This window comes from Primorskyibacter flagellatus (genome assembly GCF_900176485.1).
Classification (GTDB): domain Bacteria; phylum Pseudomonadota; class Alphaproteobacteria; order Rhodobacterales; family Rhodobacteraceae; genus Primorskyibacter; species Primorskyibacter flagellatus.
In genome coordinates, this window is the sequence record NZ_FWYD01000016.1 from 22061 (window position 1) to 36672 (window position 14612).

Annotated in this window: 10 protein-coding genes; 6 read left to right on the top strand and 4 right to left on the bottom strand. The window is 62.9% G+C overall.

What is annotated here, in order from left to right:
- Window positions 1-259 precede the first annotated feature (259 nt).
- Window positions 260-4771, bottom strand: a complete 4512-nt coding sequence (locus B8991_RS15570) for a TIR domain-containing protein (protein WP_084353867.1) — start codon at window positions 4769-4771, stop codon at window positions 260-262.
- Window positions 4772-5110: 339 nt separating this feature from the next.
- Between B8991_RS15570 and B8991_RS15575 the strand changes: the two genes are divergently transcribed.
- The 6 genes from B8991_RS15575 (at window position 5111) to B8991_RS15600 (ending at window position 12052) form a co-directional block, all read left to right on the top strand.
- Complete coding sequence (locus tag B8991_RS15575) at window positions 5111-6001, top strand: LysR family transcriptional regulator (RefSeq protein ID WP_084353868.1); 891 nt, start codon at window positions 5111-5113, stop codon at window positions 5999-6001.
- Window positions 6002-6088: 87 nt separating this feature from the next.
- Entirely contained in the window at window positions 6089-6565 is a 477-nt protein-coding gene (locus tag B8991_RS15580) for a formate dehydrogenase subunit gamma (protein ID WP_084353869.1), read from the top strand.
- Window positions 6562-8079 carry a formate dehydrogenase beta subunit gene (locus B8991_RS15585; protein ID WP_084353870.1) on the top strand — a complete coding sequence of 506 codons (1518 nt, stop codon included), beginning with the start codon at window positions 6562-6564 and terminating at the stop codon, window positions 8077-8079. Before B8991_RS15580 ends, B8991_RS15585 begins: the two co-directional genes overlap by 4 nt.
- Window positions 8076-11015 (top strand): formate dehydrogenase subunit alpha, encoded by a 2940-nt coding sequence (gene fdhF, locus B8991_RS15590; RefSeq protein ID WP_084353871.1) that lies wholly within the window; start codon window positions 8076-8078, stop codon window positions 11013-11015. Before B8991_RS15585 ends, fdhF begins: the two co-directional genes overlap by 4 nt.
- 4 nt (window positions 11016-11019) lie before the next feature.
- Window positions 11020-11844 (top strand): formate dehydrogenase accessory sulfurtransferase FdhD, encoded by an 825-nt coding sequence (fdhD, locus tag B8991_RS15595; RefSeq protein ID WP_084353872.1) that lies wholly within the window; start codon window positions 11020-11022, stop codon window positions 11842-11844.
- The gene (locus tag B8991_RS15600; protein WP_084353873.1) at window positions 11834-12052 is read left to right on the top strand and encodes a formate dehydrogenase subunit delta; all 219 of its coding nucleotides are present in this window, start codon (window positions 11834-11836) and stop codon (window positions 12050-12052) included. The genes fdhD and B8991_RS15600 overlap by 11 nt, the downstream gene beginning before the upstream one ends.
- A 234-nt stretch (window positions 12053-12286) precedes the next feature.
- Here B8991_RS15600 and B8991_RS15605 read toward each other — a convergent pair whose 3' ends face one another.
- The 3 genes from B8991_RS15605 to yghX form a co-directional block, all read right to left on the bottom strand.
- Window positions 12287-12871, bottom strand: coding sequence for a ferric reductase-like transmembrane domain-containing protein (locus B8991_RS15605; protein WP_084353874.1), 585 nt, complete (start codon window positions 12869-12871; stop codon window positions 12287-12289).
- Window positions 12871-13371 (bottom strand): twin-arginine translocation pathway signal, encoded by a 501-nt coding sequence (locus tag B8991_RS15610; protein WP_084353875.1) that lies wholly within the window; start codon window positions 13369-13371, stop codon window positions 12871-12873. Before B8991_RS15610 ends, B8991_RS15605 begins: the two co-directional genes overlap by 1 nt.
- Window positions 13372-13493: 122 nt before the next feature.
- Window positions 13494-14408 carry a YghX family hydrolase gene (yghX, locus tag B8991_RS15615; RefSeq protein WP_084353876.1) on the bottom strand — a complete coding sequence of 305 codons (915 nt, stop codon included), beginning with the start codon at window positions 14406-14408 and terminating at the stop codon, window positions 13494-13496.
- Window positions 14409-14612: the final 204 nt, after the last annotated feature.

Consider the following 14612-nt stretch of genomic DNA (forward strand, 5'->3'; position numbering starts at 1 on the left):
GGGCTATCTACGGGTCACATGACGCAAGGGCAAGTTGACGCTGGCGTAATATTGCGATGACATGCGCTAACATGTGTCCAAAACTTCTTTCGGGTGGTCGCGGCCTCATGCTTCTTCTCGCGGGTGAAGGAGAGTTGGATCCAGCTGGCCACGACGGGGGGGGGGGGCGCAGTTTTCGGCTGCGGCGGAAGAGATGGGTGTTTCCCGTAGTTCTGCTTGGGAGTTTTATCGACGATTAAAGCAAAGCACCTCGTTGAAATTATCGGCCGCTCCGGCGAATAGTTGACTGCCAAGCGCCATTGCTCTTCTTCAGCGTCCATCCGGCTTTGAACTTGCTGTCAAGATAGGCATAGAAAAGCGTTGAATCGTCGATTATCGCGGCAACAAGGGCACCTTCAGCCCCCCATGTCGTTTTGCTCTCGCCGATCCAGATATGTTCCCCCATGAACGGCCAGTCCGATCCCTGTTCGGTTCGGCGGGTCCGGGCGACGACCTGACCGATCTCAGCGAAGGGGTGGTCCGGGTCCGCGTTCGTCCAAAGCTGCAAACCTTGTTCGTCCACCACAATTTCCAGCTTGGGCTTTCCGGCGTCGTTCAGCCAGACCCCCGCGATGTCGCGTCCAACCGCGTCGTTGTTCCCGCCGACGGCTCTCAGCCGTGCCAGCGCCAGCCCAGCCTTGGCAGACACCGGATGCCGAGAATATGCCTCGCGAAATTCCGCGAGGGCCTCGCGGTCCTGCTCGGCGATCAGACGGTCTAAAACCTCGCCCGGCGAGTCCAAGAGCGTTTCGTCCAAGGTCACTGGATAGTTGAAACGCTGCGCCGCATCGCGCAGGGCTACCAAGGCCACACGGGCGGCATCGGCATCTTCAGGGGCATCTCGGAGGATGGCGGAACAGGCGTCCAAGCCGATATCGACCAGAGAAACCACGTCCTGTCTGGGGGCCGACGCCTCGCTAGCGAACCGCAGCCCTTGCTGCACGACCTGGCAGGCGAAGCGGTTCCTGTCGGCATCCTGCTTCAGCTTGTCGGTGAACCCGTCCAGATTGGAATAGGCCGCGCCGTCGGACAGCGCGGCAAGGAGCGCGCGGGTTTCCGACAGCGCCTCCGAAGATCGCCCGAGTTTATAGAGCGCTCGGGCCCGGAATTCCCTGTCGCGCAAGCTTGGCGTGCCAGTCTGCGCGAGCTCCTGATAGGCGCTTTCCGCCTCCGCCCAGCGTTCCAGATGTGACAGGGCGTAGGCCCTGAACGCCTTGGGCTCGTTGATCATTCCGGCGTGCAACCCTCTGATCATGTCGGCGAATTGTTCCCAGCCGCCCAGTGACGCCCTGCCGGCCTCGATTGTCGGAAGCCCAGTCTGGATCCGGGACGCGATTTCAAAATCCGCCAGCGCCGCCTCGTAGGAGCCCCCGAAGAAGCGCAGCTTTCCGCGTTGAAGATGCGCCAGCGGCTGAAGGGGCACGGCATCGATGGCGCTGGAAAAGGCGGTGTCGGCGGCATCGCAATCGCCGCGTCCGGTCGGCGGGTGACACGACCAGTTGCCGATGTTGAGCCAAGGTATCGAGACATGCGGCAGGAGTTCCGTGGCGCGCCTACTCGCTTCAAGCGCCCCTGCGGTATCGCCGCTGTTTCGCAGCGCCGTCGCCTCGACCAGAAGCCTGTCGTATTCGGCCTCGCGCACCATCAATTGCAGCCGACCGGTTGCGACTTCGCGCAAGGCCTGCGGCTGGAACGAACGGTCGATGACCGTACCTGAATCAAGCCCGACGTGAAAGCTGCCGTCCGGCGCGCTCCAAGCCATGATGGGAGTGGTCGCCGACGAGCCGTCCATCGGAACCGCAAACCGGGTTAACTGCCGGAAGTCGTCGGTCTCGACGATCTGAAGCACAGTGCCCGGCATGGCCCCACTACCGAGTTGCAGAACCAAACCGATGGTACCTGCCACCACGTCGGTTGCAGCGACAACCCGGCGGTCTTCGAGACCCAGCCCGTCCACGCGGATCTCATGCACAGGTGACATCTCGAACGTTTCCGGGTCGATGCGGAAGATCCGCGACCCGCGCTGTTGCGACCCGGCGCTTGCGAATTGCTGCGCGCTGACGATGGCAAGGAATGATCGGTTCGCAGCATCCCAGCGCAACGATACGAGTTGAGAGCGGAAGAGCGCGGAGACCTGTGCGGCAAGGCCTACGTCCTGGATGGCGCTTGCGTCATAGCTTGCACCGCGCAGCGTTAACGGTTTGGTGCGACCGATCAATGCTCCCGTTTCGTCGTGAAAGCTCAGGGTCAGATTGCGGTCGGCAAGCGCGAAGGCGGCAAATTCGCGTGCCTCCTGGGGCAATTGCAGGGCGGTTGCTCCGGGCCCGACCTGGTCTTCCCGAAGCGTCCGTGCTTTCCGCGCGTCTTCGCCTGCACCGGATGCGAGCGGCCAAAGCGTCGTGCCTGTCGCACCCGTTCCCAGCAAGGTTTGACCGTCCGCGGAAAAGGCAAGGCTTTCCGCCGCAAAACCTGCCGACCAGAGGGTTTGACCCGTGACCGTCATGACCGTGACGCGGCCATCGGCCGAGAACGCGAAATGGGTCCCGTCAGGTGAAAGCGCGGCAGAAAGAGGCATGTCGCGGTCCACGTCCATCGCGTGCCGATAAAGGCTGGTATACGCGACGTCCTCATGATCGAAGATCTCGACATGCGCGGTGGGTCCCCGGTTGCCATAGAGGACCAGCAGACGTTCGCCGCCATCGGCGGCTTGCATTTCGACGACGGTTTCGAACGCATCGTAAAGACGGCTGCCCAGATCCGCGACATCCGCAAGGTCCCAGCGCCTGATGTCACTGCCCTGACTCGTCGCACTCATCAGGATGGCACAATCGGGGGTGAACGCGAGCGCCGCGACAGGCCCGGTCCCGTGACGGAGCCGGGCAGTGACGCGAACGCCGTCGGACTGGAAGACGTGGATCGACCCCGCACCGTCGCCGACTGCCAGCAGGTTCCCGTGCCGACAAGCCGTGGCGGCTGTCACGCCGGATGCGACGGCGACCGGCCTGACTTTGCCGAAGGTTCCTGCGCCATCGAAGATCGTCGACGGCACAAATTCCGGCGGTCCGTCCTGATCGCATACGAGAAAGGCGTCTGTCCGGCCCTCCTCTGATCTCGTCGTCGGAATGACGCAGGACACCCCGTCGCCCGGTTCCCAGCCGACAAGGCCAACCTCGAGACGGCTGTCGCCAAGCGCGGCCGTCACGGATCTTGCGACACCCTCCTCCGACCGCGGTGTGCGTCCAACACGCTCGGGCACCAGAATTTGTCGCGTATCGACCGTATCGCCGAATGCGACCGCAACCGTGTAAGACCAATCATTGCCTTCCCGCACAATATCAGTGACGGCGCGGCCGGACCCCGCCAGAACCCGGCGATGGCTGAAATCGGCGGTATCAACCAGATAGAGGCTGCCCTGCGAGTCCCCCGCCAGAATGGTGCCCTGCGCATCGAGCGGGAGAACCGCCATGATCGGATGGGGGTGGTCCGTCAGCGCCTGCCCCACGAGCCGACCATCGGAATCGAAGAGGCTCACCCCGATCCCAAGAGACTTACGGTCCGCGCCCTGTAGGCTGCCGCTGCCGACGACAACCAAGTCCTCCTTCGCGCGCTTCATCCAGCGGGCGTCGTTGGCGAAGGCGACACCAGAGGGGCCGTGCGCATTCAGCGGCGGTGCAAGCGGCCGACCGTCGAAATCCGTCACGAGGACCATTTCGGTCATGACGATCAACAGCCGGTCTTCTCCGTCCGGATCGGGATGCAGTCTTACGACGTTGGCATATTGACCGTCGAACTGGCCGCGAAGACGCGGCATCTCACGTGCCGCATCCGCAACCGACGGCAGCACCGAGCGGATCTCTGCCGGTGGTGGATCGGGGGCATAGATGGCCTCCGCGCGTGCGCTGACATCGACGGCAAGCGCCAAACCTGCGGCGGGATCCTGCGTAGCAGCAAATTGCGCGCGGCTGGCATCGCGCTGCAACTTCGCGATCTCGGTCTGCTCGTTGGCGCGCGATCTGGCAAGTTGCAGGGAAAGCGAGAGGATGATCGCCGCCGCGCCGATCACCCCGGCTACCGTCGCGAAGACCGTAAGTCGTCGGGTCGATGCGCGGCGGCTTTCAAGAATGTAGTCAAGGGTTTCCGCCGTCGGTGCCACATCTTGGCCTCCTGCGGCATCACGCCAGGCTTCGGCCGCGCGAAGGGATGTTCCCCGCAGCAGAACGGCGGAAGACCTGTTTCGTTGTCGCCATTCCTTCGCCCTGTCCTGCAACCGGGTGAGTTCCTTCAACCAGGCCTGGTTGGCCCGCAGCGCGGCAAGCAGAGTTTCGCCATGCGAACTGAGCGAAAACCGTCCTTCTGCGGGCAGAACGTGGAACTCACCAATGGAGGGGGGCATGCCCTCCGGCGGGACTTCGACTATCCGCACAGGCAAAAGCCGCTTGCCGCGGCGCTCTGCTTCGCCAAGTTCCCGCAGACACCATTTCGATTCTATGGAGGCCGCGCTTACCAGCCAGACCACCGTGTCGCAGGCATGGATCATCTCGGCGATTTCGCCCCACCATTTTTCGCCGTAGGGCAGGTCGCGACGGTCTATTCGGACGTCGAAGTCATGGGATTCAAGGTATGCGACGATGTCGTCGGCGATCTTCGTTTCGACCCGCGCATAGCAAACGAAGACGTTGAGCCGCCTTTCGGGCTGCTTGTCGGAAATGTCTGCTTTAAATGCTCGGAACATCAGGCCCCCGATACTAGGAGTCGTGGCCGGAAAAACCTGTTGAGTTTACCATGAATAGCTCTGCGCACCAAGTTTCTGCCGTTCCACCCCACTGGCCCCCCGTATCGCAAAGCCGTCTGTGATGATGGGACCGCCTCCCCGACGGGCATTATCCAGTTTTTGGTGCCAGCCAAAATGTCCGTTTGGGCCGATCAACTTTACGGTTGTCAGTCTGTCGGACCACAGGGATAAAGGCGGGCACCATTCCCAGTGTGGCCCAGCCTGGGGCGTCGAGGGGCTTTTGCAGTCCGCCCCATGCCGATGGTGCCGAGTCCGCCCCAGTCCTGAAAAGAGTGCTCCATGCTCGATAAGCTCGAAATGTTCATTGCTCTTGCCAAGGCGAAGCATTTTGGCAAGGCCGCCGACGAACTTGGCATCACGCAGCCAACCTTGTCCACGGGGATCAAGAATCTAGAGGATCGGCTTGGAGTCAAACTTGTCTTTCGTGGCTCGAAATTCGGCGGGCTGACGCCCGAGGGGCACAGCGCGCTGGAATGGGCGCGACGGATCGTCAGCGATGCGCGCCAGCTGCGCGAGGAGATGCGATTCACCAGGAATGGCCTGTCGGGCCAGTTGCGCGTCGCGGTCATCCCGACGGCCCTCACCTGGGCCGCGCAGCTCTCGGCGCGGTTCAGCGAGAAAAACCCTAATGTGCGGCTCACGCTTTTGTCGCGCACCTCCATTGAAATCCTGTCCATGATCGAGAATTTGGATGTCGATGCGGGCATCACCTATCTGGACAATGAGCCGACGGGCAGGCTGAGTACCGAGCCGCTGTATCGCGAGCGCTATATGCTTGTCTGTAATGAGGCATCGCAATGGTACGGCCGAGAGTCGGTCGGTTGGAAGGAGTTGGAGGGCGAGAGATTGGCGCTCTTGACGCCTGAAAACCAGAACCGGCGCATCATCAACGGCCATTTCCGTGATGCGGGCGTGACGCCCGATGCCTGGATCGAGTCCGATTCGGCGGTCGTGCTGGTCGCCAATGTCGAGCGCGGCGACTGGCTGACCATCCTGCCGGCCGATATTGCCACCTTCCTTGCGGCAGGCAAGGCGCTGAAACTGGTGCCGCTATCGGGCAATATCCGGCATCCTTCGGTTGGCTTGGTCGCCCCATATCGAGAGCCGCACACCCCTACGCTGCAAGCGCTTCTGAAGGAAGCGGCACAACTGGCGGAGCAGTGCGATTGAAGTTGTCGATCACTTGACGGGATATCCATATTGATTCTGTGATAATGCGGCATTTACCCTTGAGGCAACATAGCCAAAAGGTCAGCCATGCCACAGACTACGTCCATCCCGACCGATGCCGAAATCGCCGCGATCCTCGCCGAGCACAAGCACCGCGAGGGGCCGCTTCTGCCAATGCTGCACGCGCTTCAGGCGGAATTCGGTTACATCCCCACCGCCGCGATCGCGCGGATCGCACATCTGCTGAACATGACAAAAGCCGAGGTGCATGGGGTCGTCTCGTTTTACCACGATTTCCGTGAACGGCCCGCCGGGCACCATGTCGTCAAGATCTGCCGTGCCGAGGCGTGTCAGGCCGTTGGCGGCGATGCGCTGGCCGAAGAGACTCTGGCCAAGCTGGGCCTCGACTGGCACGCGACTACGCCGAACGGCGCCTTGACGGTCGAGCCGGTCTATTGCCTCGGCATGTGCGCCTGCGGCCCCGCCGCGATGGTCGATGACAAGGTCGTGGGCCGGCTGGATGCTGCCCGGATGGCGCGGATCCTGACGGAGGCGGGCGCATGAAACTCTATATCCCGATGGACAGTGCGGCCAAGGCGCTCGGCGCGGATGACGTGGCCGAAGCGGTCCGCCGCGAGGCAGAGGCGCGCGACCTGGATGTCACGATCATCCGCACCGGTACGCGCGGCATGATCTGGCTGGAGCCGCTGGTGGAGATCGACCGCGGCAACGGTCGCGAGGCGTTCGGCCCTGTAACGCCCAAAGATGTGACAGCGCTGCTGGACGGAACGCTCGACGGGCATGGTCCGGTCGAAAATATCCCCTTCTTCGCGCGCCAGACGCGCCTGACCTTTGCCCGCTGCGGCGTGATCGATCCGCTTGATCTGGCCGATTACGAGAAGCATGGCGGCCTCGCCGGCCTGCGTCGCGCGATTGATCTGAGCAGTGCCGAGATCGTCGCCGAAGTCACCGACAGCGGGCTGCGCGGGCGGGGGGGCGCGGGCTTTCCCACCGGGATCAAGTGGAAAACGGTGATGGAGGCTGAGGCACCGCAGAAATACATCGTTTGCAACGCCGACGAGGGCGACAGCGGCACCTTTGCCGACCGCATGATCATGGAGGGCGATCCCTTCACCCTGATCGAGGGCATGGTGATCGCGGGTCTCGGCGTCGGCGCGACCAAGGGCTATGTCTATCTGCGTTCGGAATATCCCGATGCGATTGCCGTGATGAACGAGGCGATCCGGATCGCGCGCGCCAAGGGCGCGCTGGGCGAGGATATTCTCGGCTCAAACCGCAGCTTTGACATGGAGGTGCGCGTGGGTGCCGGTGCCTATGTCTGCGGCGAGGAAACATCCTTGCTCAACTCGCTCGAAGGCAAGCGCGGCGTCGTGCGGGCCAAGCCGCCCCTGCCTGCGCTCGAAGGCTTCCTTGGCCGGCCCACGGTGGTCAACAACGTCATCAGCCTCGCCACTATACCGGTGATCTTCGAGCGGGGCGCGCAGCTTTACGCCGATTTCGGCATGGGCCGCTCGCGCGGGACTGTGACCTTGCAGATTGCGGGCAACGTGGCGCGTGGCGGGCTCTTCGAGACCGCCTTCGGCATCACGCTGGGCGAGGTCGTCAACGATCTGGGCGGCGGCACACGCTCGGGCCAGCCGGTCAAGGCAGTGCAGGTGGGCGGCCCCCTGGGTGCCTATATCCCCGTCGCCAATTTCGATGCACCCCTCGGCTACGAAGAACTGGACGCCAAGGGCGGGCTGCTGGGCCATGCCGGTCTGACCGTCTTTGACGACAGCGTTGACATGTTGAAGATGGCGCGCTTTGCGATGGAATTCTGCGCGGTGGAGTCTTGCGGTAAATGCACGCCTTGCCGCATCGGATCGGTGCGGGGAGTCGAGACGATCGACCGCATCGCGCGCGGCGATGCTGACGCGATCCCGCTCCTGACCGATCTGTGTGAGACGATGACCGACGGATCGCTCTGTGCGCTAGGGGGATTTACGCCCTTCCCGGTCATGTCGGCGCTTAATCATTTTCCGGACGACTTCGCGACCCAGAAGGAGGCAGCGGAATGAAAGACTTCATCATCCCCACATCCATCCACGATGACCGTGACATGGGCACCAAGGCCAAGCAGGGCGCGCCCGTCACACTGACCATCGACGGGTTTGAGGTGACGGTGCCAGAGGGCACATCCGTCATGCGCGCGGCTGCCGAGGTGGGCATTCAGGTGCCCAAGCTCTGCGCGTCGGACAATCTGGAGGCTTGGGGCTCCTGCCGCCTCTGCGTGGTCGAGATCGAAGGTCGCCGCGGCACGCCCGCGTCCTGCACGACGCCGGTGGCCGAGGGCATGGCCGTCACGACGCAAGGTGCCAAGGCCAAGAAGATCCGCAAGGGCGTGATGGAACTTTATATCTCGGACCATCCGCTGGATTGCCTGACCTGTAGCGCCAATGGCGATTGCGAATTGCAGGATATGGCCGGTGCCGTGGGCCTGCGCGATCAGCGGTTTGAGACGGGGCGCAATCACTACGACCCCTTGGGCATCGGCACGCTGGCGGCTGGCGACATCCGCGCGCGCGCACGCCCCGGCGCTGGCGATTTGGGGAACCCCGAATACATCCCCAAGGACCAATCCAATCCTTATTTCACCTATGATCCCAGCAAATGCATCGTCTGCTCGCGCTGCGTGCGCGCCTGCGAGGAAGTGCAGGGGACCTTCGCGCTGACCATCGAGGGGCGCGGATTCGAAAGCCGGGTTTCGGCGGGTATGACCGGCGATGATTTCATGGCCTCCGATTGCGTCAGCTGCGGCGCCTGCGTGCAGGCTTGCCCCACGGCATCACTGCAGGAAAACTCGATCATCGAGCTGGGCACGCCCGAACGTTCGGTCATCACGACCTGCGCATATTGCGGCGTCGGCTGTTCGTTCAAGGCCGAGCTGAATGGCGACGAGCTGGTGCGCATGGTCCCCTACAAGCACGGCAAGGCCAATCGCGGCCATAGCTGCGTCAAGGGCCGCTTTGCCTATGGGTATGCCAATCACAAGGACCGCATCCTGAACCCGATGATCCGCGACTCGATTGAAGAGCCGTGGCAGGAGGTCAGCTGGGACGAGGCGCTGGCCTTCGCGGCGCAGCGGATGCGCGGGCTTCAGGACAAGTACGGCAAGAAATCCATCGGCGTCATCACCTCCAGCCGCTGCACCAACGAGGAAACCTATCTGGTGCAGAAACTGACCCGCGCGGTATTTGGCAACAACAACACCGATACGTGCGCGCGCGTGTGCCATTCGCCCACGGGCTATGGCCTTGGCCAGACCTTCGGCACCTCGGCGGGCACGCAGGATTTCGACTCGGTCGAGGATACGGACATCATCATCCTGATCGGGGCCAACCCGACCGACGCGCATCCGGTCTTTGCCAGTCGGATGAAAAAGCGTCTGCGCGAAGGTGCCAAGATCATCGTGATCGACCCGCGCAAGATTGATCTGGTCCGCTCTGCGCATATCGAGGCATCGCACCACCTGCCATTGCGCCCCGGCACCAACGTTGCCGTCGTCTCGGCCATCGCCCATGTGATCGTGACCGAAGGGCTGATGGATCAGGATTTCATCCGCGAGCGCTGCGACTGGGAGGAGTTCAGCGAATATGCCGAATTCATCAGCGACACGCGCCACAGTCCCGAAGCGACCGAATTGCTCACCGGCGTGCCTGCCGCCGACCTGCGCGCCGCTGCGCGCCTCTTTGCCACCGGTGGCAATGGCGCGATCTATTACGGGCTAGGCGTGACCGAACACAGCCAAGGGTCGACCACGGTGATCGGCATTGCCAACCTTGCCATGCTGACCGGCAATATCGGGCGCCGCGGCGTGGGCGTGAACCCGCTGCGCGGTCAGAACAACGTGCAAGGGTCCTGCGACATGGGATCTTTCCCGCATGAGCTGCCCGGTTATCGCCATGTCAAGAATGACGATGTGCGCGATATCTACCAAGAAGTCTGGGGCGTTCAGATCGACAACGAGCCGGGCCTGCGCATCCCCAACATGCTGGATGCCGCTGTGGAGGGCACGTTCAAGGGGCTTTACTGCCAGGGCGAGGATATCCTGCAATCCGACCCGGATACCAAGCATGTCGCCGCCGGCCTTGCCGCGATGGAATGCGTCATCGTGCATGACCTTTTCCTCAATGAGACGGCGAATTATGCGCATGTCTTTCTACCGGGCTCGACCTTCCTGGAAAAGGACGGCACCTTCACGAATGCCGAACGGCGCATCAACCGCGTGCGCGAGGTGATGAAGCCGCTCAATGGCTATGCCGATTGGGAGGTGACGCAGCTTTTGGCCAATGCCATGGGCGCGGGCTGGCACTATACCCATCCCAGCCAGATCATGGACGAGATCGCGCTGACCACCCCCAGCTTCGCCGGCGTGTCCTATGACGTGCTGGAAGAGAAGGGATCGGTCCAGTGGCCCTGCAACGAGGCGCACCCGGATGGCACGCCGCTGATGCATGTCGATGGCTTCATGCGCGGCAAGGGGCGGTTCATCGTCACCGAATATGTCGCGACCGAGGAAAAATCCGGCCCGCGCTTCCCCCTCTTGCTGACCACGGGGCGCATCCTGTCGCAGTATAACGTGGGCGCGCAGACGCGGCGCACCGCCAATAGCGAATGGCATCACGAGGATCTGCTGGAGATTCATCCGCACGACGCCGAAGTCAGGGGCATCAAGGACGGGCAATGGATCAAGCTCGCGTCCCGCTCGGGCGAGACAACGCTGCGGGCGCAGATCTCGGAGCGGATGTCGCCGGGGGTAGTGTACACGACCTTCCACCATCCCGACACGCAGGCCAATGTCATCACCACCGATTACTCGGACTGGGCCACCAACTGCCCCGAATACAAGGTGACGGCGGTGCAGGTCTCGAATTCCAACGGGCCGACCGACTGGCAGGAGGCGTATAACGCGCAGGCAGCAAAATCGCGCCGTATCCTGCCCGCGGCGGAATAGCGCCATGAACGCGCCGCGCCTCACCTATAGCGTGCCGGGCGTCAACGTCCGGCATGACGGGCTGCACGATATACGGCGCAGCCTGCCCGAAGAGACGCCCGTCGCGCTGGTCTTTGACGGGACCACTGCGGCGGTGATGATGGCCAGCCCCGATAATATTCAGGATTTCGCCATGGGCTTTGCTCTCACCGAGGGGTTCATCAGCGGCCTCGCGGATGTGACCGACTTCGAAATCGTTGCGCATGAGTTGGGCATCGAGGCGCGGTTCTGGCTGGCGTCCGAGCAGGCCGAGGCGGTACGCCGGCGCCGACGCAGCATGCTCGGGCCGGTGGGCTGCGGTCTGTGCGGGATCGACAGTCTCGAGCAGGCCATCCGCCCCCTTCCTGTCCTTCCTGCCGGGGGAACGCGTCTCTGTCAGGCGGCCATCGCCGGTGCCAGCGAGGCACTGCGCGCGCATCAGCCGCTGCATGATCAGACCCGCGCGGTCCATGCGGCGGGCTTTGTCGGGCCGGAGGGCGATATCGTGCTGATGCGCGAGGATGTCGGTCGGCATAACGCGCTCGACAAACTCATCGGTGCGCTATCGCGCGGCGGGATCGACCCCGCGAGCGGGGCCATCGTGCTGACCTCGCGCGTGTCGGTCGAGATGGTACAAAAAACCGTCATCGCCGGGTGCCCCGTGCTGATCGCCGTATCGGCACCTACTGCCCATGCATTGCGGCTGGCCGAAGGGGCGGGGCTGACGCTAGTCGCCTTCGCGCGCGGCGGCAGTTTCGACATTTACGCGCATCCCGAGCGTATCCAGACAGGAGCCTGCCATGCAGCCTGACAAACTCGTCATGATGGTCAACCAGATCGCCACCTATTTCACGACCCAGCCCGGCACCGATCAGGCTGAGTGTGTCGCCGCCCATATCAATGATTTCTGGGAGCCGCGAATGCGAACGACGCTATCAAAGTATTACGCGGACGGCGGCACCGGCCTGTCAGACCTTGCGAAAGAAGCGATAGCGTTCCTACGAGTGCCCGCGGACTGAACTTGCGAGCCCGCCGGATCTGTCCAAATGCATTTCAGTGAAAAAAACGCGCACCGCAACACCTTGTGTTTAGCGGGCCAGAGTGTCCTAAACCTCTGTGATTTCAGGCAAACGCAGGGCTTTGGGGGGGCAATGGCTGGGGACTGCGCGACGGCCGATGTGATGAGCCCGAGGCATCGCGGAAATGCCACCTATCGAGCGGCTCGATTGTCTCGCGACCGACCGCTGGATCGGCTAGCGGAGCATTCGCCATACCCGCCGCCGCCGCAGAGTCCATGCTCCTGCCCCCAGGACGAGCAGGCAGAGTGCCCCTTTCGTCACGTATTCCATCGTTCCTTGGATAAGCCAGGCGTGTACGACTGTTCCTGTGACGATTACGATCGCTGCCGCGCTGTGCCCGAGACGCCAGATGCGAAGTCCCAGCCGTTTTCTCGCGGCCGCAAGGATGGCTGTTGCGAAGAGGGCCCACATCGCGACCGCACCCCAGATGGAAAAGGGCGTCGGTGAGCGGAAAAGCAGAACATCCACCACGTCGGGCGGACTGGTGATCCAAAGGCCCGCCACATGGACAACAACCGCTAAAACCAACCCCGCTCCGGTCCAGATATGCACGCGCCGGGCCGGCCCTCCCGAAAGCAGGCCGGTGACCAGCAGGGGCTGGACAAGCAGAAGGGCCAGCCCGACGATCCCGGAAAAGCCGGCAATGATGTAGACCGGCTCCCGCCATTGCAGAAGCGGACTTTGCGCCGCCGCGACCAATGCTGCCGCGATTGCCAGGGCCAGAGCCGCCCATAAGAGCGCGCGGCGCAACAAAGTCATCAGACCGGGCGCAACACGAACTCTACATGCAGGCTCGTGTCCGATGCCCGCGCCATCACGGGCCGCAGGAAAACCGTCTCAAAGCTGCCGTCATCGTAATCGGTATCGTAGGCGAGGTGCCCGTGGGGCTGACCGAAGGCAGGCACGATCTGTGGCATCTCGATGCGGAACACGCCGTCCGCGTCCGTGAGCACCGCGCCATGCGAACGCGCGTCCCGTTCGTGACCTTCGGTCGTATGGGCCCAGACCTGAATGCGGCGACCGGCAAGAGGTGCCCCGTCGCTCGCGCGTCGCACGGTGCCAGTGGTCCAGAAGCCGCCACCCCCGATCCTCTCCACGATCGGGGCACCCGGACGGTAATTGTTGGCTCCGCCCCGCATTGTCGGGCTGGGTGCAAGGGATTGCGCGCGGGCCGGTATGGTCAGGCCGGACGCACCAATGAGAAGCGCTGCCCCTGCAGTGGCAACGACGGTTCGGCGCGTCGGGTTCGGGGTCGTCATGTCGATGTCTCCCAACTGCGGTTTCAAAAATGGACTTCTTCGATCACCTATATTTATTTCAAAAAAGAGCCCATTCAACCACAGCACACGGGGAATTCACCGCATGTCGGGCGCGATTTGGCTCAGCCGGCGAGGTATGTACGGAACCAGGCCACCATGCGCTCTTCGGCAAGGCGGGCGGCCTGTTCGTCATAGCGCGGCGTGGTATCGTTGTGGAAACCGTGGTTCACGCCGGGGTAGATATGCGCCTCGTACCGCTTGTCGCCTTCTTCCAGTGCTTTCTGGTAGTCCGGCCACATGGCGTTGATACGCTGATCGAGCGCGGCAAGCTGGATCATCAGCGGGGCCTCGATCCGGGCCACTTGGCCGCTGTCGGGGGCTGCGCCGTAGAAGGGAACGCCTGCCGCCATCTCGGGATAGGCGACCGCCAGCTTGTTCACGACACCGCCCCCGTAGCAGAAGCCGGTCGCGCCCACCTTGCCGTTTGTGCCGTCAAGCGCCTGAAGATACTCGAAACCCGCGAAGAAATCGTTCAGGAGCGCGTCCTGATCGAGGCTTCGCTGCATATCGCGGCCTTCATCGTCGCTGCCCGGGTAGCCGCCAAGCGAGGAAAGCCCATCGGGGCCCATGGCAACGAACCCCGCCTTTGCGAGGCGGCGCACCACATCGCGGATATAGGGGTTCAGACCGCGGTTTTCGTGGACGACCAGAACGGTGGCTGGCGGGCGGTCGGGGTCGATTTCCGTTGGTCGGACCAGATAGGCCGTGATCTCGCCCGTTCCGTTCGGGCTGGGATAGGTGATGTCTTCGCCCTGGATGCCGGGATCATCTTCGGCCACCTGCTGGGCCAGCGCGTAATTGGGCGCAAGCGTGCCAAGGATCGCGGCCGCCGTCAGGCCACCGACGGCCCATTTGCCGGCACGGTCGAGAAACTCCCGTTTCGAAATTTTGCCGTGCGCATAGTAATCGTAAAGGTCCAGCAGCTCCTGGTCGAAATCGGCTGCGGTTAGGCGGGGCTGAGGCGTTTGGTCATTCATTGCAATAACTTCCCTGATGAGTGAAATTGAGATGTGAGACGCGCATGTGCCAGTCGGGCCGTCCAAGCGGTGCCCAACGCATCTGCAAGAGAGCCCGAAGCCATACAGGATAGCCTAAGGCGACCACCATGACCGCGCAAGCCGCCAGTCATTACTGTCTCAGCATTCAACACTCTGGCTCAGGCTGGTCCAATGCATCTGCGG